This is a genomic window from Variovorax sp. J22P240 (assembly GCF_030316855.1).
Lineage (GTDB): Bacteria > Pseudomonadota > Gammaproteobacteria > Burkholderiales > Burkholderiaceae_C > Variovorax.
In genome coordinates, this window is record NZ_JASZYR010000017.1 from 99,573 (window position 1) to 117,772 (window position 18,200).

Annotated in this window: 17 protein-coding genes and 4 pseudogenes; 12 read left to right on the forward strand and 9 right to left on the reverse strand. The window is 62.0% G+C overall.

Annotation, left to right across the window (positions count from 1 at the left end; genetic code table 11):
* Positions 1-12: 12 nt before the first annotated feature.
* Positions 13-762 carry an SDR family NAD(P)-dependent oxidoreductase gene (locus QTI24_RS27215; protein WP_286604690.1) on the reverse strand — a complete coding sequence of 250 codons (750 nt, stop codon included), beginning with the start codon at positions 760-762 and terminating at the stop codon, positions 13-15.
* 185 nt (positions 763-947) lie between these two features.
* Between QTI24_RS27215 and QTI24_RS27220 the strand changes: the two genes are divergently transcribed.
* The gene (locus QTI24_RS27220) at positions 948-1,832 is read left to right on the forward strand and encodes a LysR substrate-binding domain-containing protein (protein WP_286604655.1); all 885 of its coding nucleotides are present in this window, start codon (positions 948-950) and stop codon (positions 1,830-1,832) included.
* 265 nt (positions 1,833-2,097) lie between these two features.
* On the opposite strand, the gene QTI24_RS27225 is transcribed toward QTI24_RS27220, so the two are convergent.
* A complete protein-coding gene (locus tag QTI24_RS27225) occupies positions 2,098-3,318 on the reverse strand; it encodes a tetratricopeptide repeat protein (RefSeq protein WP_286604657.1) in 1,221 nt (406 codons plus the stop codon).
* Positions 3,254-3,682, reverse strand: a complete 429-nt coding sequence (locus QTI24_RS27230) for a winged helix-turn-helix domain-containing protein (RefSeq protein WP_286604660.1) — start codon at positions 3,680-3,682, stop codon at positions 3,254-3,256. The genes QTI24_RS27225 and QTI24_RS27230 overlap by 65 nt, the downstream gene beginning before the upstream one ends.
* A gap of 96 nt (positions 3,683-3,778) precedes the next feature.
* On the opposite strand from QTI24_RS27230, the gene QTI24_RS27235 reads away from it, so the two are divergent.
* Positions 3,779-4,318: a hypothetical protein gene (locus QTI24_RS27235; RefSeq protein ID WP_286604661.1), complete on the forward strand. Its 540-nt coding sequence runs from the start codon at positions 3,779-3,781 to the stop codon at positions 4,316-4,318.
* 208 nt (positions 4,319-4,526) lie between these two features.
* On the opposite strand, the pseudogene QTI24_RS31650 reads toward QTI24_RS27235, so the two are convergent.
* The 6 genes and pseudogenes from QTI24_RS31650 to QTI24_RS27260 form a co-directional block, all read right to left on the reverse strand.
* Positions 4,527-4,766: pseudogene (locus tag QTI24_RS31650) on the reverse strand (transposase); the annotation flags it as partial.
* Between the two features lie 3 nt (positions 4,767-4,769).
* Positions 4,770-5,175, reverse strand: a pseudogene (locus tag QTI24_RS31655) (transposase); the annotation flags it as partial.
* Between the two features lie 1,654 nt (positions 5,176-6,829).
* On the reverse strand, positions 6,830-8,287 hold the full coding sequence (nhaC, locus tag QTI24_RS27245) for a Na+/H+ antiporter NhaC (protein ID WP_286604663.1): 1,458 nt from the start codon (positions 8,285-8,287) through the stop codon (positions 6,830-6,832).
* Between the two features lie 114 nt (positions 8,288-8,401).
* Positions 8,402-8,779, reverse strand: coding sequence for an SHOCT domain-containing protein (locus QTI24_RS27250; RefSeq protein ID WP_286604691.1), 378 nt, complete (start codon positions 8,777-8,779; stop codon positions 8,402-8,404).
* Positions 8,780-8,819: 40 nt separating this feature from the next.
* Positions 8,820-9,019, reverse strand: a pseudogene (locus QTI24_RS27255) (arginine deiminase family protein); the annotation flags it as partial.
* Between the two features lie 306 nt (positions 9,020-9,325).
* Positions 9,326-10,537, reverse strand: coding sequence for a tetratricopeptide repeat protein (locus QTI24_RS27260; RefSeq protein ID WP_286604664.1), 1,212 nt, complete (start codon positions 10,535-10,537; stop codon positions 9,326-9,328).
* Positions 10,538-11,004: 467 nt separating this feature from the next.
* Here QTI24_RS27260 and QTI24_RS27265 point away from each other — a divergent pair, with 467 nt between their 5' ends.
* The 10 genes and pseudogenes from QTI24_RS27265 to QTI24_RS27310 all read left to right on the forward strand — a co-directional run.
* Positions 11,005-11,370, forward strand: a complete 366-nt coding sequence (locus tag QTI24_RS27265) for a hypothetical protein (RefSeq protein WP_286604666.1) — start codon at positions 11,005-11,007, stop codon at positions 11,368-11,370.
* A 30-nt stretch (positions 11,371-11,400) separates the two neighbouring features.
* Positions 11,401-11,787 carry a hypothetical protein gene (locus QTI24_RS27270; RefSeq protein WP_286604667.1) on the forward strand — a complete coding sequence of 129 codons (387 nt, stop codon included), beginning with the start codon at positions 11,401-11,403 and terminating at the stop codon, positions 11,785-11,787.
* A 12-nt stretch (positions 11,788-11,799) separates the two neighbouring features.
* Positions 11,800-12,042: a YMGG-like glycine zipper-containing protein gene (locus QTI24_RS27275; RefSeq protein ID WP_286604668.1), complete on the forward strand. Its 243-nt coding sequence runs from the start codon at positions 11,800-11,802 to the stop codon at positions 12,040-12,042.
* A gap of 549 nt (positions 12,043-12,591) precedes the next feature.
* Complete coding sequence (locus tag QTI24_RS27280) at positions 12,592-13,620, forward strand: urea transporter (RefSeq protein ID WP_286604669.1); 1,029 nt, start codon at positions 12,592-12,594, stop codon at positions 13,618-13,620.
* Positions 13,621-13,625: 5 nt separating this feature from the next.
* The gene (locus QTI24_RS27285; RefSeq protein ID WP_286604670.1) at positions 13,626-14,888 is read left to right on the forward strand and encodes a DUF1576 domain-containing protein; all 1,263 of its coding nucleotides are present in this window, start codon (positions 13,626-13,628) and stop codon (positions 14,886-14,888) included.
* Positions 14,889-15,018: 130 nt separating this feature from the next.
* Complete coding sequence (locus QTI24_RS27290) at positions 15,019-15,321, forward strand: urease subunit gamma (protein WP_286604672.1); 303 nt, start codon at positions 15,019-15,021, stop codon at positions 15,319-15,321.
* 31 nt (positions 15,322-15,352) lie between these two features.
* The gene (locus QTI24_RS27295) at positions 15,353-15,946 is read left to right on the forward strand and encodes a HupE/UreJ family protein (RefSeq protein WP_286604674.1); all 594 of its coding nucleotides are present in this window, start codon (positions 15,353-15,355) and stop codon (positions 15,944-15,946) included.
* 10 nt (positions 15,947-15,956) lie between these two features.
* On the forward strand, positions 15,957-16,268 hold the full coding sequence (locus QTI24_RS27300) for an urease subunit beta (protein ID WP_286604677.1): 312 nt from the start codon (positions 15,957-15,959) through the stop codon (positions 16,266-16,268).
* A complete protein-coding gene (gene ureC / locus QTI24_RS27305; protein ID WP_286604679.1) occupies positions 16,265-17,983 on the forward strand; it encodes an urease subunit alpha in 1,719 nt (572 codons plus the stop codon). Before QTI24_RS27300 ends, ureC begins: the two co-directional genes overlap by 4 nt.
* 59 nt (positions 17,984-18,042) lie before the next feature.
* A pseudogene (locus QTI24_RS27310) lies at positions 18,043-18,200 on the forward strand (urease accessory protein UreE); the annotation flags it as partial.

Sequence of the window (18,200 nt, forward strand, 5' to 3'; positions counted from 1 at the left end):
AGAAGCGCTGGCTCAATGGATCAACATGCCGCCATTGACGTCGAGCGTGATGCCGGTGCAGTACAACGACAGATCACTGGCGAGGAACACGCAGGCGCCGGCTATGTCTTCGGCGCGACCCAGGCGGGCCAGCGGGATCGTCTCGGCGATCTCGGCCTTCTTCTCGTCGGTGAGCTTGCCCTTGATGATGTCGGTGCCGATCAGGCCGGGCGTGATGCTGTTGATGCGGATGCCCTCAGGCCCGAATTCCCGCGCCATGGCGCGCGCCAGCCCAAGGACACCGGCCTTCGCCGCCGAGTAGTGCGGACCGCCCAGAATGCCGCCGCCGCGCTGCGCCGAGACCGACGAAATGCAAACGATCGATCCGCCGCCCTGCTTCTGCATGGCGGGCAAGATTGCCTGCGACATGTACAGCGTGCCGCGCAGGCTGACGTCGAGGATGCGGTCGTAGTCCGCACCGCTGATCTCGAGCGTCTTGACCGGTTGCGTGATGCCTGCGTTATTGACGAGTGCATCGATGCGACCGAATGCTTTCAGCACCGCCGCTGCCGCCGCATCGCACGACGCCTTGTCGGTCACGTCGGCAACGATTCCGAGATGGTCGGGGCCCAGTTGGGCGGCCGCCGCCGCAGGGTCGGCGCGCTCCAGGTCGAGCACGGCAACCCGGGCTCCGTGGGCGGCCATCAGGCGCGCCGTGGCAAACCCGAGACCATTGAGACCGGCACCGCCGGTGATAACGACAACTTTGTCCTTGAGTAGCATGGATCTGTCTCCAGAGTGGTGTGAATCCGATGCGGCCCCGACAGCGCTTTTGTTGCCGGATGACCGTTGCAGCAAGAGGTGGATTTGCTGCATGGGACGAATGGTCGTCCGCTGCGAGGATGACGACAAGCGATGTCTTTTCAGCCTAAGATGACGCTTCATCATCCAACGACCGGGTTGACCCTATGTCCACATTGCCCGCCGTGACGAACTTGCAGGCCTTCGAAGCGGTAGCGCGTCGACGAAGCTTTGCCCTTGCAGCATCCGAGCTCCATCTCACCGCCTCAGCGATCAGTCATCAGGTGTCGCGTCTTGAAGCGCATCTCGGCGTGAGGTTGTTCGAGCGCAGCGCGCACGGCGTACGGCTCAGCGTTGCGGGCGAGATGTACCTGTCGAAAGTCGGGGGCGCGTTGCTGGCGATCGCATCGGCGACCGACGATCTGCGCCAAGGCGTGAGCAACAGCTTGTATGTGCATTCGGCGCCAAGCATCGCGAGCCTCTGGTTGATGTCGCGGCTGCGTGGCTTCGCGCAGGCCTACCCGGACATCGCGCTGAATCTGTCAGCGGCGCACACACCCAGCGATTTCGCCCTCGGTCAGTCCGACATCGACATCCGCTACGGGATTCCGAACTGGCCTGACCTGGTGGTAGAGCCCCTGTTCGAGGAACGCATCGTGCCGCTCGCCAGCCCCGCGTTCATCCGGCAGCATGGCTTGAAGCGCATCGAGCAGCTCTCGTCCGTCAAGTTGATCCAGAGCAACGTCAGCGTGGTGCAGTGGTCGGATTGGTTCGGACAGTTCAGCGACAAGCGCGCGCCGGACTGGTTCGCCGTACGTTTCGATCGGGCGCAGATGTCGCTCGATGCGGCGACCCAAGGCCTCGGCGTCGCGCTTGAAAGCACAACGATCGCTGCAGGGCACATCGCCGAGCGCAAGCTCAAGCCCCTGTTCGGGCTCGATCAAGCCGTCAAAGTCAAGGCGCACTTCGCTGTGTATCCACCGCGGCACGCCAAGCGACCATCAGTAAAGGCCTTTTTGGAGTGGATCCACGGCGAAGCGTCACGAGGTTGAACGCGCTCAGGTCTTGCGAAGCGGACTTCGCGGATCGTTGCTCGGAAGACTGCAGAGGGCCCAGACTCCTACTTGGTATCCCAGATTGCGGCCATTCGATATTGCGATTGCACGCTCGCCCGCGTGCAGGCCCACGGGCTATGTCTGCAGTACCTTGGGATGAGGATGCTCGCCGATGCCCGCGTCAACGCGGTTAGGGATTTGCAGCAGAACCTTCACAAGCGCAGACCGCATTCGACGGCCCGACCTCGGCAGTCCATCGCCCTTACTCATCGAGCATGGCCACAGAGCCAGCAGCATCTTCGGCCTTGTGCGGTTCTTCTGGAAGCAACCCACACTTCACAAGAGGTCCAATGAAATGGTCGGACTGCTGCTTCAGATACATCGGATGCCTGCTCAGCCGTGCCCAACGCATGAATTCGGCGCTTTCGGGGCCGGCTTGTTGCAAGAGCAGGCGCGCTTCTTCGACATTGCGAAGCCCGGCGTGCGCCGCGGCGCGCATGAGCGTCGTGGCCCAATAGGGCGACAGCATCTGGGAATGCTCGAGCCATGGCAGCGCGCGTGCGTACTCGCCCAGCATGATCGCAGCGTGTCCGAGGTGAAGGTACATCGTCCATTGGTGGGGGTCTCTCGGGGACAACGTCAATGCGTGCTGGGCGTCGTCGATCGCCAGGTCGGCGCGCCCACTGTAGATCCGCAGCACCGCGCGCCACACCAGCGTGTGAACGCAACTGGGCCACAGCTCTCTTGCACGGCGATTGAATTCCAGGGCTTCGTCGAGACGGTACTGTTGCTGGCGCAACACCGAGAACGCATGGTGCACATGGCCGTTCCAGGCGTCCAGCGACAGCGCGTGCGCGAGATCTCGTTCGCATTCGGCGAGCACGTCCTCGATGCCGGGACCAGGCCAGGCGTTGAGGATCAAGCGTGACTCCGCCCGCCAGCACAGCGCGATGACGCTGTCGGGCGCCATGCGCAATGCCCGCTCGAACAACGCTGCCGATTGCTCGTAGTGCCGGCGCGTCCAATTCTTGTACGACACGCAGCGGGCCCGCATCACGAGATCCATGAACTCGGGCCGCTCGGCGTCGACCGGCATGCTGCGCTCGGCCTCTTCCTGGCGCAAGGTCAGATCCAATGCGCCCGCCAGCCGCTCGACCACCTCGTGGCACAGCTGTCGCAGGTCGGTGATCGAAACGGTGATGCGGTCAGACCAGAGCACCGTGCCGGTTTCGGCATCTGACAGGCGGGCATTGAGTTCCAGGTCGTCTACCCCGCGATCCAGGCGGCCTTGAAGGACGTAGCGAACGCCAAGGTCGCGCGCGACGGTCGCGACGTCAAAGGTCTCGTTCTTGTAGGCCAGCGCAGTCCAGTTGCTGATGATCGTGCTCTCGGGGATCTTGGACAGCGTCGTCGTGATGTCATCCGTGATCCAGTCGGCAAAGTATTCCTGGCCCGGCGCTGCTCGCGGCTCGCGGCTCGGCAAAGGGCAGCACGATGATCGAAAGCCGGCGACTGTGGCTGCCGGGCGCACGGCTGGGAACAAGGTCGGAACCGACCGGGCCCACGAAGCGGTAGCCGAGCCGGGGAACGGTGGCGATGGCGTCGTTGCCCAGCACCTTGCGCAGTTGCGATACCTGCACATGCAGGTTCGCCTCTTCCACGACCAGTCCGCCCCACACCGTGGCGTGCAGTTCCTCTTTGGTGACCACGTCGCCGGCCTTGCGCACGAGCAAGCACAAGACGTCGAGCGCCCGCCCGGTCACAGCGACCTCGGCGCCATCGCGAAGCAAACGACGCTCAGCGGGTTGAAGCTGAAACGCACCGAAGTTGAATTGCGCTTGCGCCATGACGCCCTCCAGGGGTTTGGCGCGAATTTAGCGCGGATTTAGAACGCCAGCCAGCGGGCTTCCTAGACTGAAGACACCTTCGGAAAGGAGCTCGCCATGACTTCCACAACAGTGACAGCGGCCACCCTGTTTGCCCCGGTCTTGCTGGCCATGGCGGCTGAGAGCAAGGCCTTCGAGAATCCTGTCATCGAGCGATATGTTGCGCCGCCGTGGATGGAGTCGCGGCGCAACAGCGGGGTCTTTGGCAACACGCCGGAGAACGTGAGCTTCAAGGTGAGCGAGCGCGAGTGGAAGGGATCGTCAGTCATCGCCTTCGAGTCGGAGCGCGAAACGATACTGGCCGATGCGAACGGCGGCTGGGTGGCTCACCTTGGCGCCCATGGCAACGCGCTTGCCCAATGGGCCCCGCCGCTGAACTTTGCCTATCCACTCGAAGTCGACAAGTCCTGGACGCATTCCCATCTCCTGACGGACGCAGCAGGCAAGGCGATGGCGTTCGATGTAACGTGCGGCGTCCGTGGATACGGCGAGGCAAAGGTGCCGGCCGGCGTTTTCAAGGCATTCGAGATTCAATGCAAAGATCCCGTGGCCTTGAGATGTCGATCTGGCACGATCCCTCTCTTGGAATCTGGGTGAAAGGCAACTTGAGCCTTACCGGACCCGACGGGCCACAAGGCACTCGCAAGCTGGAATTGGTATCGTTCTCGGATTCTCGGTAAGCGGTAAATGATCCGTAACACCGATGGGCGACGCCTCCGGTCCCGCGGCGCCTGAAGTTGAGCCACCCGCTTGAGACTTCATTCACGCACAAGCGAAAATGGCAAGAATGGGCCACCGTCGCGACTCAGATTTCTTCAATGATTCGGCGAAGGTCAAGTTCCGGTGCGGATTCAACTGTCGATGCAACGATCTGGCTGAACATCTCAGCCGGTGTTTGGAAGTCGAGAGTCTTCCTGGGGCGCTCGTTCAACCTGCGTGCCACTGCATTGAGCTTGGCCTGTGAGTAGGTCGAGACGTCAATGCCCTTGGGAAGGTACTGCCTCAGCAACCCGTTCGTATTCTCGTTGGTGCCGCGCTGCCAAGGGTCCAAGGCTCGGTTCTGAGCCAGCTTGCAGCGCTTGGGGCGATGGGCACGATCCCTGGCTGCCTGATCGGCCTGGCTCGCCCGATAGCGTTCCTGTCCACCATTGCGCTTGATCTCTCGGCTGACGGTCGAGGGCGCACGTCCGAGAATCGTGGCAATCGCGCGGATCGAAAAGCCAGCCACCACAGCCCGCGAGATCTCCTCTCGCTCGGCCAAGGGCAGCGCAAGGCTGGAACGGCGGCGCTCCGGCGGCCGTATGCCGCCTGTTTCGGCCAGGGATCTGGCGTATCGACCCATGGTGTCGATCGAACATCCTGGCGATCTGGGGGAGGGTCTGACCTTGCTTCCAGCGCTCCCACATGAGCGCCTTCTGGCTGTCCGTGTAGTAGGTCCGCGTTCGATACTTCATCTGCAACATCCTTCTGCCTACGGCAGTTTTCAGTGTGTTGCATCGACCGGTTGAATCCGCAGCCCACTGCAGACATTCCCCTCACTCCGAAGAGGTCGTTCGATGATGCCGAATGAATCAATGCTTCCTTGGAGAGAGGGGCGGACGGGCTTCTCTCCAGACCCTCAGGGAGGGTCATGGATTGAAGGGGCTTAGTTCCACAGTTCCCTTGGAAGCGTCTTCCGAAATCTTGATGGCGTTTGACCTCAACCATGCCATGAATTGCAGATACTTGGGCGCTTCGTCGAATGGCTCAGGGGGTACAGGTGCAAAGAACCAGAAGTTCAAAACATTTCCCAGGTCGTACTTGTAAACGGCCCCCTGAAAAGCCGCGTTGGCAGTTCAACTTCACTGCGCGAAAGCCAGTCCTTCGCCTCCCGGTACTCGGGTGAAGCGTTACCCCAGGTGCTTGTTTCGACGGTCCGGGCCATCCCGACACAAGCGGGCATGAACATACGCGTGCTCAGGTCCTCCCTGAAGAGGGCGTCTTTCAGCGACCCTGACTTGCAAGGGTCGTCAATCAGCCACTGCTGCCTGCCCGGATTGCGTTCAGCGAGCGAACTGATGTGAATCAGGCCAGTGACTCGCTTGTCATCTATTCGGACAAGGACAACTCTCTGGGTCTTAAAAGACAGTGGTTTGGAGCCTCCAGTTTCATTGGAGGTGGACGTCGCCAATCCGCCAGCCATCCAAGAGCCTGCCGGCAATCTGACTGAGTAGGTCCCAAAGTTGAGCGTGCCATCGACCAATGGGTGACCGACCACAAGAGCGGAGAACTCCGTCGAGTTTGCGGCCTGAGCGGCACAGAGCACGACTCCCCCAACTGCAACCGTAAAGAGCTTTCGGAAATCCAACAACCGATGAATCATCTGCGACTCCTTCGTCTCTGTGAATTTTGGCTAGGACCTCAGCGATGCCACTGCCGATCGCGGCCCTTCCGGCGCCGCGCGCAACGCTGCGCCCTCCAGCTTTTAGTCGAAGAATGCGCCAACTCAAATCTGAGCAAATGACGCCATTTCCCCAGGGGAAAAATCCCACACCCTCCCTCGAAAGGCGAACTTCGTTGCTGGGATTCACTGCGGAGAGCTCGCTATACCTCATGGCGACGAACATCAAGACGCGCATTGACGATGTGCAGCCGGTTCGCGTCGCAAGTGCCTGCGCCACCGGTGCAATCTGCTGGTCCGCGCGCGCCAGGATGCCGGGCGGCACGTTCAGGTTTTCGCGGACATCGATGTCGACAAGCACGCGGCCGCCCTCGGGACTCATTTTCACTTCTTCGGTCGCGAATGCGTCGAGATTCTCGCAAACGTGAACACGATGCCCCTCCCGGCGAAGCGATCGCGAGAGCCGACTCGAAAGTGCGGTCGGGCCCGTCAATTGCCCGTCAGCCATCACCCGCCCCAAGCAAAAAAACCATCCGCTGCAGGCGCCGGCACCCCGCGGCCATGGCCGTCGCAAGTCGGGATCATCCGTCATCGGGCCGAAGTTGGCATCGCAGATGAGCGTGGCACTGGTCCGGTTCAGTCAGGCCATGTTCCTTTTCGGGGCGATCGGGCTTCCAGGCCGCGCCATCGTGGCATCTCGCGTTCGGCACTTATTCGCCGGACCTGCGTTAGCCCGACGGTGCCTGTTGCGCGGCAACACGTGGCATGCGGATGCCGCAGTAGGCCATTACGATAGCGATGACCGGGCTCGCGATGCAGAAAATCGCAAAGGGCGCGTAGCTGAGGGTGGCGACCCCAAGGGTGGCTGCCATGTAGGCGCCGCAGCTGTTCCAAGGAATCAGTGCGGAAGTGGGCGTCGCCACATCGCCGATGGTGCGTGACAGTACCACCGGCGCGAGGCCGCGTCTTTCGAAGGCATTCTTGAAGGACCGTCCCGGCAACATCACGGCCATGTACTGATCGGCAGTGGCGATGGCGGTACCAATGATGGCGGCCGCGAGCGCAGCGACCAATGCCCCGGTGCTTTTCGCCCGCGCGAGGATGGGCGTCGTCAGCCGCTCCAGTACTCCGCACCTTTCGACGACGCCGCCGAACGCGAGCGCGGTGATGATGAGCCAGATCGTGCTCATCATGCTTTCCATGCCGCCGCGTGTCACCAGCAGGTCGATGGTAGGAACCCCGGTCGAGGATCTGTAGCCGCTCGCCAGGGCCAGCCACATGCCCTTGAGCATTGCGAGTGCGCCAGGAACGCCTTCTCGCGGTTGTGCGAAGGCAATGACGCGTTCAGGTGCGACAAAAACTGCCAGACCGGCGGCGACGAGCGCGCCGATAAAGATCGATGTGAAGGCCGGAACCTTGCATAGCGCAAGGACGATCACGGTTGCGAGCGGGATGAACAGGACCAACGAGATGTTGAAAGTGCTCTTGAGCAGAGCCATCTTCTGGCTCGCGTCGAACTCACCCGGACGTCCCAGCTGATAGAAGACCAGCAATGAAATGACGAGCGCCACCAGCGAAGTCAATAGGGTCTCTCGGATATGTTTGTACAGATCGACGCCAGCCGCGGCAGCGGCAAGGTTGGCCGAGTCCGAAAGCGGTGAAGACTTGTCACCGAAGTAGGCGCCCGAGATAACGGCCCCTGCCGTGATGGCAGGATTCATTTCCATGTTTTGCGAGATGCCCATGAGGCCGATGCCGATCGTGCCTACCGTCGTCCACGAACTGCCGATGCTGAAGGAAATGAAGCTGCAGATCAGCAGCGCAGTGGCGTAGAAGTAGTTGGGACTGAGCAGTTGCAGACCGTAGTACACCATAGCGGCGATCGTGCCGCTCATGGCCCAAGTGCCAACCAGCGCGCCGACCGCGAGCAGGATGAAGATGGCTCCAAGGCCCGAGCTCACGCTCGCGATGGCCGCTTCGCGCATTTCCTCGAGTGTGAGGCCATGACGCAGGCCGATCACGGCGGCCACCATCGTCGCCACCATGAGTGCCACCTGGTTCGGCCCGCCCGCACCTGCATCGCCGAAAAGGAAGTAGGAAAGCCCCACTAGAAAAATCAAGCTGGCGACCGGAATGATGGCTTCGGTCAGAGAAAGCGTTGGTCTGGTTGGTGCGTCGGTTTCCACAATGGATCCTGCTGAATTGGCCGAAAGAGGTGACGCTTCGAACCAGGGCACCTCGGAAGGAAGTTCTTTCTGGTGCAATTAACAGGGTTGATCAAGTACGCACTGCGCCAGCCTTCAAGCCAGCGCCTTCGCCTTCAAGCTTGCAAACTCGTCCGGGTTGATGGTGCCAGCGTCAAGAAGCGACTTTGCTTCCGCAATCTGCTCGGCTGGAGATTTGGCCGAAATCTGCCGGATGTAAGAGTCAGTGTCTGCCTTTGCCCGCTGCAAGCTGGCGCGCTGCCGTTCCGCCATCCCACGGCCGCGAGTGACGATATAGACGATCGCTGTGAGGCCCGGAATGAAGATGAGGCTGACCATCCACAACACCTTGAATCCGCCTCCCAACTCAGAATCTCGAAAGAGATCCCCGATGATCTGGAACAGAATCAGAAGATAAACGATGAGGACAAAGGTCGAGAAGAGTAGTTGTATGAGATCCCAGAAATTGCTCATTGGTTTTCCTTGAAAAGCTGATCAACGCACTACTTAGGGAATCCACCGGGTCCCGGACGATCGGGCAAGGTCATGCAATGGCCACCTTCGGCCGCGGCCGAGTTCGGAGCAAAAGATGGTCGCCACCTCGATGCCCCGCTTGCGCAGCAGCGTGTTGGTGTAGGTGTTGCGGTCGTACGCATAAACCACGCCCGGCGAGGCGCACACAAGGTTCGCGCCGCTGTCCCACTGGGTTCGCTCGCGCTGGGCCGACCATGCCGCCCACCACCATCGCGGTGAACTGCATTCGCGACGCTTTTTGTTCTTTCGAAGCCATTGCACTCCTTGTGTTTCCCGGTGAACGATGGGTGGGTGGCACAGTCACGAAAACTCTCTCGGCTGTCACGTGCTGTCATGCTGAAGTGAAGTGGGCGCGGCCGAATCCATGTGCAGTGTTGGCGGCGTGGCCAGCTTCGCTGTCGTGCCTGTAGCCCGAACGAGCATTGGGGGCACACCACTCTTTGTCAATAGCACCAAGGGGCACATCGGGCGCCACCCGGGCGACGCTCAGAAGGCCTTGCGCACGTTGACCCACACCTCGGTCGAGCTGTAGTTGAAGCCCACCGAATTGCTCTGGTCCCGAATCCAGAGAATCTCCGGGCGCAGCGTGCAGGTCGGCACGAATTCCCAGACCAGGTAGGCGCCGACTTCGTAGAGGTTGTCCCTGCGCCGCAGGATGACAGTGTTGTCGAGCGTATCGGGATGAAAGTGAACGTTGTCGGAGTTGAAGGAGTCCCGCTCCCACCACGCGAAGGTGCCCCAGCTCAGCTTGTTTTTCACCGTGAAATCGAGGGAGACAGTCGCGCCGTACACATCGGAGTCGCCGTCGGGCCGGCTCGTCGCGTAGTTCTGCCCGGCGTGCCCCGTGACGGCAAAGCTGCCCTTGCCATCCATGAACGACCTCACCCAGCCGGCAGAGACCTGGGCCGTGGTGCGGCTTCTGTCGCGCAGATTGCCTTCGGGGTATCTGCGCCGCCGCACATCCGCGCCCAGCGTGAACTGGTTGTCGGGGTCGTAGCGCATCCGGTAGTCGGTGAAGATGGAGACGTCGTTGCGGTAGTCGCTGTTGCCGCGGTAGCTCGTCCTGCCCCTGAAGCCGGCCGCTATGTTGTTCTCGCCCAGTGCCCTGCTGCCTGCGAGGCTCCAGCGCAGGTCGGAGTCGTCCCGGCTCTCGGAGTTGTCGTAGTACCTGAACCGGTAGTCGAGGTTCGCATCGATCGAGTAGCCGTTCTGTAGCGCGTAGTTCGCGCCGCCGCCCACGCGGGCGTTGTAGAAGGTGTCGCGCCGATCCCCGCCGCCGAATGCGTCCGTGCCGCGCGTCGAGTTCACTCTGTAGCGGCCGATGCCAGTTTCCGCATAGCCGAAGTACGTCAGCGCCCTGCCTTCCTCGAGCGACTGTCGCGCTGCCTGGTCGTAGATCTCGACCTGTGACAGGACGTCGGGCGGCAGGTTGTCGAAGCGCAGCACCGTCTCGAACTCGATCTTCGCCTCGGCGTACTGCCCGAGCGCGAAGTAGGCACGGCCGAGCGCGAGATGCGCGGCGACGTTGTCCGGTCGTGTCGCGAGACTGCGCTCGAACAGAGCCTTGGCCTTTTCAGCGCGCAGCGTACCCAGTGCGGCGCGGCCCAGCAGATAGGTGAAGGAACCGTCGCTCCCGGTCGCACTCGCGTTCTCGAACGGCGAGAGCAAGTCGTACGCTTCCTGATACTTGCCCTTCACGCACCAGTTGTTCGGCGCGCGCGAGATCAAGATCGGCGGCGACAGCGATGTTTGAAGCTAGCACGGCCATCGTCAGAAAGAATGTCTGTGCTGCTGCTCGCCAACTCGAAAGAGGTTGCGCGCGAGATCTGCAACGCGCAAGGCGATGAACCATCCTCCGTCTCCTCTTATTAGTACTTAGGACGTGGCCGATGAGCCATTTGCAGCGAAATCTGCATGGACTTCGAGTTCAGTGTTCTTTTCGTCGGCATTAAGCATCTGATTGGCAACAGACGCAACGCGGACAAATGACTTGCCGCTAGGACTGTTTGGCCTGAGACTATGTCTCATTTCGGTCTTCCAATGAGTCGCACTTTATAAGCCGGCCTTCTTCTTGGGTACTGATAGTAGTTCTATCAATGAGTTGCGCTCTTTGGTTAAGCCAAATCATTCGCGGCGATAGTAGTTCTATCAACAAGGAGTGATCAATGGACAAGCGTTTTCGTTCGGCGGTGAGAACTCTGCTGGCAGCAGTTTCACTAGCGGGCTTAGTCAGTGCCTCGGTTGCTGCGACCGATAGTGCTCTTGAGAAATGCAGCGATCCGCGGGTGGATCGCACCGCTTGCCTGCGTGAAGCAGCGGCGGCGCAGGAGGCAAAGCGTCAGGGCCAGTTGACCAGTACAGGTGGCTATGATGAAAATGCCCTTGCTCGGTGCCAACGCCAACCCGTTGAAGCGCGTGAAGCCTGCGTGAAACGGGTGCAAGGCACGGGCAATACCACCATCCGGGGCAGTGTCCTAGGCGGCGGAAAGATCCGACGCACGGAAACGCCGGTGCCCGCGCCGGCAAACTGAAGCTCGCGCGAAACTTCAATGGAGAACGTGATGGAACTGAAACTCCAGACGATCCGCATGGCGATGTTGACGGCTTCCATTGCGCTAGCCGTCGCGGCGGGAAACACGAAGGCTGCCGAAGTACCCATAGTCACCGGCGAGCAATGGAGGACCTCGAGCGAGGCGGTCAAGAAGGCGTACCTCATCGGCTTGGCCAACATGGTGCAGGTGCAGACCGCCTATCACGCATCGAATCCGCCGACGGATGCGCAGAGCTTCGTACCGCGTCTGGCCAAGGGCATGCAGGGCCAGACCCTTGACGGCGTGCGCGAGGGGGTCGACCGCTGGTATGCGGCGAATCCCACCAAGCTGAAGAGGCCGGTGCTGGACATCATCTGGTTGGAAATGGCCATGCCTGGCTTGCAAAAGAACAAGTGAAGGAGCGTCATCATGAAGCTACTCGGTTGGACGACGATCATCGCGGCCGCGACCATCATGGCTGGTTGCACCGACATGACGCCGCAACAGCAGGGCACGATGAGCGGTGCGGCCATCGGCGCGGGGGCTGGCGCGGGTATCGCGGCGATCTCAGGGGGTGACGCCTGGACCGGTGCGGCGATCGGGGGCGTCGCCGGCGGTATCGCAGGGAACATTCGCGGTGGCAGGCAGCAGCAACAGTGGCAAGGATGGTGAGACGCGCGGCACCGAGCCAGGCGAGTGAGTCTTCGAACGATGCGTGAAAGCATTGATTGGGTAGCGCTCTATGACTACCCCTCGCATCTGGCGCAGCTGAAACCCGGGGACGTCGGTATCTTTGTCTGTCCAGCGACTTGGAGAGGACGCCTAGGCACCGTGTGTGGAATCTGGATCAAGAGCAACACGGATTGGGTGTCCCATTTTCCGCCGGGGACTCCTTGGACCCAGGTGTTTTGCACTGAAGCCGATGCGGAAGGTCTCAGGGTGGTGCGTGCGCCTCTGCCAGATCGAGCTGACTATGAATGCCCCAAGAGATTCAGGTGCCTGCCTCGCAGGGAAATCCAATCCCCTGGAGGGGAAAATCTTCAACAAATCCTCGCTGGGTGGTCGATGAAACTTGGCGAGGTCCGCACGGACAGATCGCGGCAAAGTCTGTCCACCTGAGCAAAAAGCGATAGCGATCTCGACGGGTTTGCGCTCAGTGCGTTCTTTGCATCTTGAGAACTTGTACCTACTGGACACCGGCCAACCTCACTATAAACCATCATGAATCTCAACAGGTTTCAGGAGCATTCGACGTTGGGGTTTGTGGACTGGTCCTTGCGCGGCATCGGTCAGGTGGTCTTTCAGAACAATCCGCTTTCCGGTCTCATCATCCTGGCGGCCATCGTCTACAACTCGTGGATCTATGGCCTCATCCTCGTCGTCGGAGTCATCACCGGAACCGCGACCGCTTGCATCCTCCTGGCGGACAGAAGCCTGATCAGGAACGGCTTGTTCGGATTCAACGGGGCGCTGGTCGGCGTTGCGTTGGTCGCGTTCACCAGCGAGGACTTCAGGCGTGGCAGCCTGCCTTCCGCGCACATGTTCATCTACCTCGTCTTCGCGGCCGCCATGACGTCGATCGTGTTTTCCAGCATCTCGACCCTTCTGGCGCCGTACAAGGTCGCAGCCCTCACGATGCCATTCGTTCTTGTGGGCTGGCTCTTCCTGTTCGCGGTGCTGAGGTTCAGCAGCATCGAGGCCGGGCCTCTGAGCAAGCCGGTTTCGCCTGACCAGTACGAACTCGTCACTGCCTACGTGCTGCCGACCTGGTACATGGGCGTCGGCAATGCCATCGGCCAGATCTTCTTCCAGGACAACTGGATCGCCGGCTACCTGATCCTCGTGGGCATTGCGATCAACTCGCGCATCAGTGCTTTCATGGCCCTGACGGGTGCCGTTGTCGCCGAGATCGTCGCGATGGCCTTCGGCGCACCTGAGGGAGCCATCCGGGACGGCCTCTACGGCTACAACGCGGCGCTGACCGGCATCGCGCTCGGTGGATTCTTTCTAGTGCTGACGACGCGCAGTTTCATCTACGCAGTTTTCGGCATGATCGTCAGCACCTGGCTGTGGGCTTCGGTGGCGATCTTCCTGGCGCCGATCGGAATGCCGGTTCTCACTTCCACCTTCGTCGTCGTCACCTGGGCGATGCTGATCGGCCAGTATGGCTTCAAGTCCCTGATCCCGATCCCACCCGCCGAAGCGACCACGCCGGAGGAGGGTCGGAGCCGCCACCTTTCCAAGACATGAATGCGGTGACCGCTCCACCCATTCACCATGCGGGCGAGCGTGTACTTTGCATCGTCGCGCTGTACGCCGCTGCATTCGTGGCCGCAGGCTTCGCCTTCGACTCTCCTGACCGCATCCTGTCCGGGCTGGTGGAGATCGTGGTTTCCCGCGACACGTTGACCACCGACTACATGGGCGTGGGCGGCATCGGGGCGGCGCTCGTCAACGCCGGACTTCTGACGCTGATGAGTTGCCTCGTGTACTGGCGCGCGGGCGCCACCATGAACGGATCCGCCGTGGCGGCGCTGTTTCTCGTGCTCGGCTTCGGACTGTTCGGCAAGAACATCCTGAACGTCTGGTTCATCGTCGCCGGCGTGCTGCTCTACGCGAAGTTCAAGCGCGAGCGCTTCGCGACCCATATCAACACCGCCTTTTTCGGCGCGGCACTGGCACCGATCTTTTCGGAAGTCGCATTCAGCACCTACCTGTCACGCCCAGTCAGTCTTCCACTCGCTGCGGCCACCTGCCTTGTCATCGGATTCATCCTGGCCCCCGTCGCCGCGAGATTGTTCAAGGCGCATGAAGGCTACAGCCTCTACAACATGGGCTTCACGGCAGGCATCATCGGCGCGCTCGTCGTCGCGCTCTACCGTTCGTACGGATTCGTCCCGGAGCCCGTCTTCATCTGGACCACGGGAAACAACCTGCCGCTGGCGGCCCTCCTGCTCACCAGCTTTGTTTCGCTGGCTGCCGTCGGGTTCTTCCTCGACCCACGCGCACTGGCCGGAGTGGGTCAGATCATGAAGCAGACCGGGCAGGCACCTTCGGATTTCATCGGTACCTGCGGCCTCGGACCGACGCTCGTGAGCATGAGTCTGACGGGCGTGATCTCCACCGGCTATGTACTGCTTGTCCGCGGAGATCTCAACGGCCCGACGCTCGGCGCCATACTGTCTGTCGTCGGCTTTGCTGCAGCCGGAAAACACTCGAGAAACATCGTGCCAATCATGGTCGGGGTGTTCGCCGGTTCATTGTTCAAACCCTGGGCCGCAGAGGACCCATCCATGGTGTTGGCAGCCCTCTTCGGGACGACACTGGCACCTATCGCCGGGCGCTTCGGCTGGCACTGGGGCGTCATCGCAGGCTTCATCCACTCGTCCGCTGCCCAGAGCGTCGGCGATGTGCACGGTGGGCTGGTGCTCTACAACAACGGCTTCGCGGCAGGCCTGGTTGCCGCAGTGCTCACTCCTGTCATCGTCGCGGTGCGGCGGACGGACAAGGTGGATTGAATCGCCAGTGCAGGCCACCTCCCGTCGAGCTCCCGATTGAAGTGCCGGGCGGTTCGGAATATGTTTCGTCTTTTCAAAGTTGAACCCGCGCTTCCGATAGTTGCAAGAACTCTCTGAAAAGGAGCAACCCATGGAACTCACACCGCGCGAAAAAGACAAGCTGCTGATCTTCACGGCAGCACTACTGGCCGAGCGACGACGCGGACGTGGCTTGAAACTCAACTACCCGGAAGCCGTAGCGTTGATTACAGCGTGGGTGATGGAGGGTGCGCGCGATGGAAAGAGCGTCGCAGCCCTCATGAGTGAGGCGCGCAACGTGCTCACCCGTGCTGACGTCATTGAAGGCATCGCCGAGATGATCAAGGACATCCAGGTCGAGGCCACCTTTCCTGACGGCACGAAACTGGTGACCATACACAAGCCGATCGCCTGAGTCCCTTTCACACAGAACAAGGAATACTGCCATGCGCATTCTTCGCTTTGCCCCATTGCTAGCGCTCCTGCCCCTGGCCGCCGGCGCCCACACCGGCGTCGACGCCGGTCTGCATCACCACTTCGCGACCGGCTTCATGCATCCGCTGACCGGTGCCGACCACCTGGCCGCGATGGTCGCCGTGGGCCTATGGAGCGCGCTGACGGCGCGACGAGCATGGCCAGAGCTGCTGTGGGCGCCGCTGGGCTTCGCCTCGATGCTGCTGGTCGGGGCGCTGGTTGGACTGGCAGGCATCGCGCTGCCTGCGGTGGAGCCGATGATCGCTACCTCGCTCCTGGTGCTGGGCCTGCTGCTCGTCACGCAGCGCCGCCTGCCTCCATGGATGGCCGCTGCGCTGGTCGGCATCTTTGCGATCTTCCACGGCGCGGCCCACGGCTACGAACTGGCGACTGGATCGGGCGCCGGGCTCGCGTTGGCCGGCATGCTGGCCGCGACGGTCGCCCTGCATGGGAGCGGTATCGCGATCGGGTGGGCGCTGCGGCACGGACACCGCTGGCTGCCGCGCTTCGCGGGAGGCGCGGTGGCGCTCCTGGGCGTGGCGCTCCTCGGCGGCGCACTGGCCTGAGGTACGCACCATGATTCCCGGCGAACTCTTCACCGACGAGGGCGAGCACGCTCTCAACCCTGGCCGACGCACCCTCACGCTGTTGGTTCACAACACCGCCGACAGGCCGATCCAGGTCGGCTCGCACTACCACTTCGCCGAAACCAACGCCGCCCTCGGCTTCGATCGCGAGGCCGCACGCGGCATGCGACTGAACATCGCCTCGGGCAACGCCGTGCGCTTCGAGCCCGGGCAGCAGCGCACGGTCGAACTGGTCGATTTCTCGGGTGACCGCGTGGTCTACGGCTTCCGTGGGCTCGTGCAAGGAAAGCTCCAGCCATGACAACCATCCAACGCCGCGCATACGCGCAACTCTTCGGCCCCACCGTGGGCGACCGCATCCGCCTTGCCGATACCGACATCGTTATCGAGGTCGAGGAGGACTACACGCTGCGTGCCGGAGGCTACGGCGAGGAAGTGAAGTTCGGCGGCGGCAAGACCATCCGCGACGGCATGGCCCAAGGGCAGCGCACTAATGCCGAGGGGGCGGTCGATACGGTGATGACCAACGCGTTGATCCTAGATCACTGGGGCATCGTCAAAGCCGACATCGGCCTGAAGGACGGCCGCATCGTCGCGATCGGCAAGGCTGGCAACCCCGATGTGCAACCGGGCGTGGACATCGTGATCGGCGCCGGCACCGAGGTCATCAGCTGCGAGGGCACGATCGTCACCGCAGGGGGCGTCGACAGCCACATCCACTTCATCTGCCCGCAGCAGATCGAGGAGGCGCTGTCGTCGGGTGTCACCACCATGATCGGTGGCGGCACCGGCCCGGCCACCGGGACCTTTGCCACCACATGCACTCCGGGACCTTGGCACATCGAGCGCATGCTGCAGGCAGCCGACGCCTTCCCGATGAACTTCGGCCTGCTCGGCAAGGGCAATGCGAGCCTGCCGGCGCCGCTGCACGAGCAGATCGAGGCCGGCGCGATCGGCCTCAAGCTGCACGAGGACTGGGGCACCACGCCGGCCGCGATCAGCAACTGCCTGGACGTGGCCGATGCAACCGACACGCAGGTCGCGATCCACAGCGACACGCTCAATGAATCGGGCTTCGTCGAGAACACCATCGCGGCCGTGGGCGGGCGCTCGATCTGCGCCTTCCATACCGAGGGTGCCGGCGGCGGACACGCGCCGGACATCATGCGCGTGGTGGGCGAGCCGAACTTCCTGCCCTCTTCCACCAACCCGACGATGCCCTACACGGTGAACACGCTCGACGAGCACGTCGACATGCTCATGGTGTGCCATCACCTCGACGCCGGCATTCCCGAGGACCTGGCCTTTGCCGAAAGCCGCATCCGCAAGGAGACGATCGCGGCCGAGGACATCCTGCACGACATGGGCGCCATCAGCATGTTCAGTTCCGACAGCCAGGCCATGGGCCGGGTAGGTGAAATGATCATCCGCACATGGCAGACCGCGAGCAAGATGAAGGGTCAGCGCGGCAAGCTGCCCGAGGACAGCGAGCGCAACGACAACTTCCGCGCCAAGCGCTACGTCGCCAAGTACACGATCAACCCGGCGATCGCGCACGGCGTCGCGCACGAGGTCGGCAGCATCGAGGTGGGCAAGTGGGCCGACCTGGTGGTGTGGAAGCCGGCCTTCTTCGGCGTCAAGCCATTCACGATCATCAAGGGCGGCACGATCGCGATGGCCGCGATGGGCGACCCCAGCGCGTCGATCCCGACGCCGCAGCCGGTGCACTACCGGCCGATGTTCGGCGCCTATGGCGGCTCGCTGGCGAAGAGTTCACTGACCTTCGTCTCGCAAGCCGGCCTGGCGGCAGGCATCGGCGAGCGCTACGGCCTCGCCAAGACCTTGAGTGCAGCGAAGAACATCCGCGGCGTGCGCAAGCAACACATGGTGAGCAACGCCTACACGCCGAAGATGGAGATCGATCACCAGACCTACGCGGTGCGCGCCGATGGGCAACTGCTGACCTGCGATCCGGCAATCTCGCTGCCGATGACGCAGCGGTATTTCCTGTTCTAGTTCGATGATGCGGGCGGATCGACAATCCGCATTCATCGAACAGAACAACCTCGCCTCCTGTGCTCACCGCCAACAAACTCATGCCCCAGGGCGGCGGTCTCGCGCCCGTCCTGCTCAAGCGCGCCGCCACTGTCGAACTCGACTGGGACGTCCGCCAGAAGAGCCGCTTCGACACCACCGATTCGCAGGGGCGCCGGATCGGCGTGTTCTTGCCGCG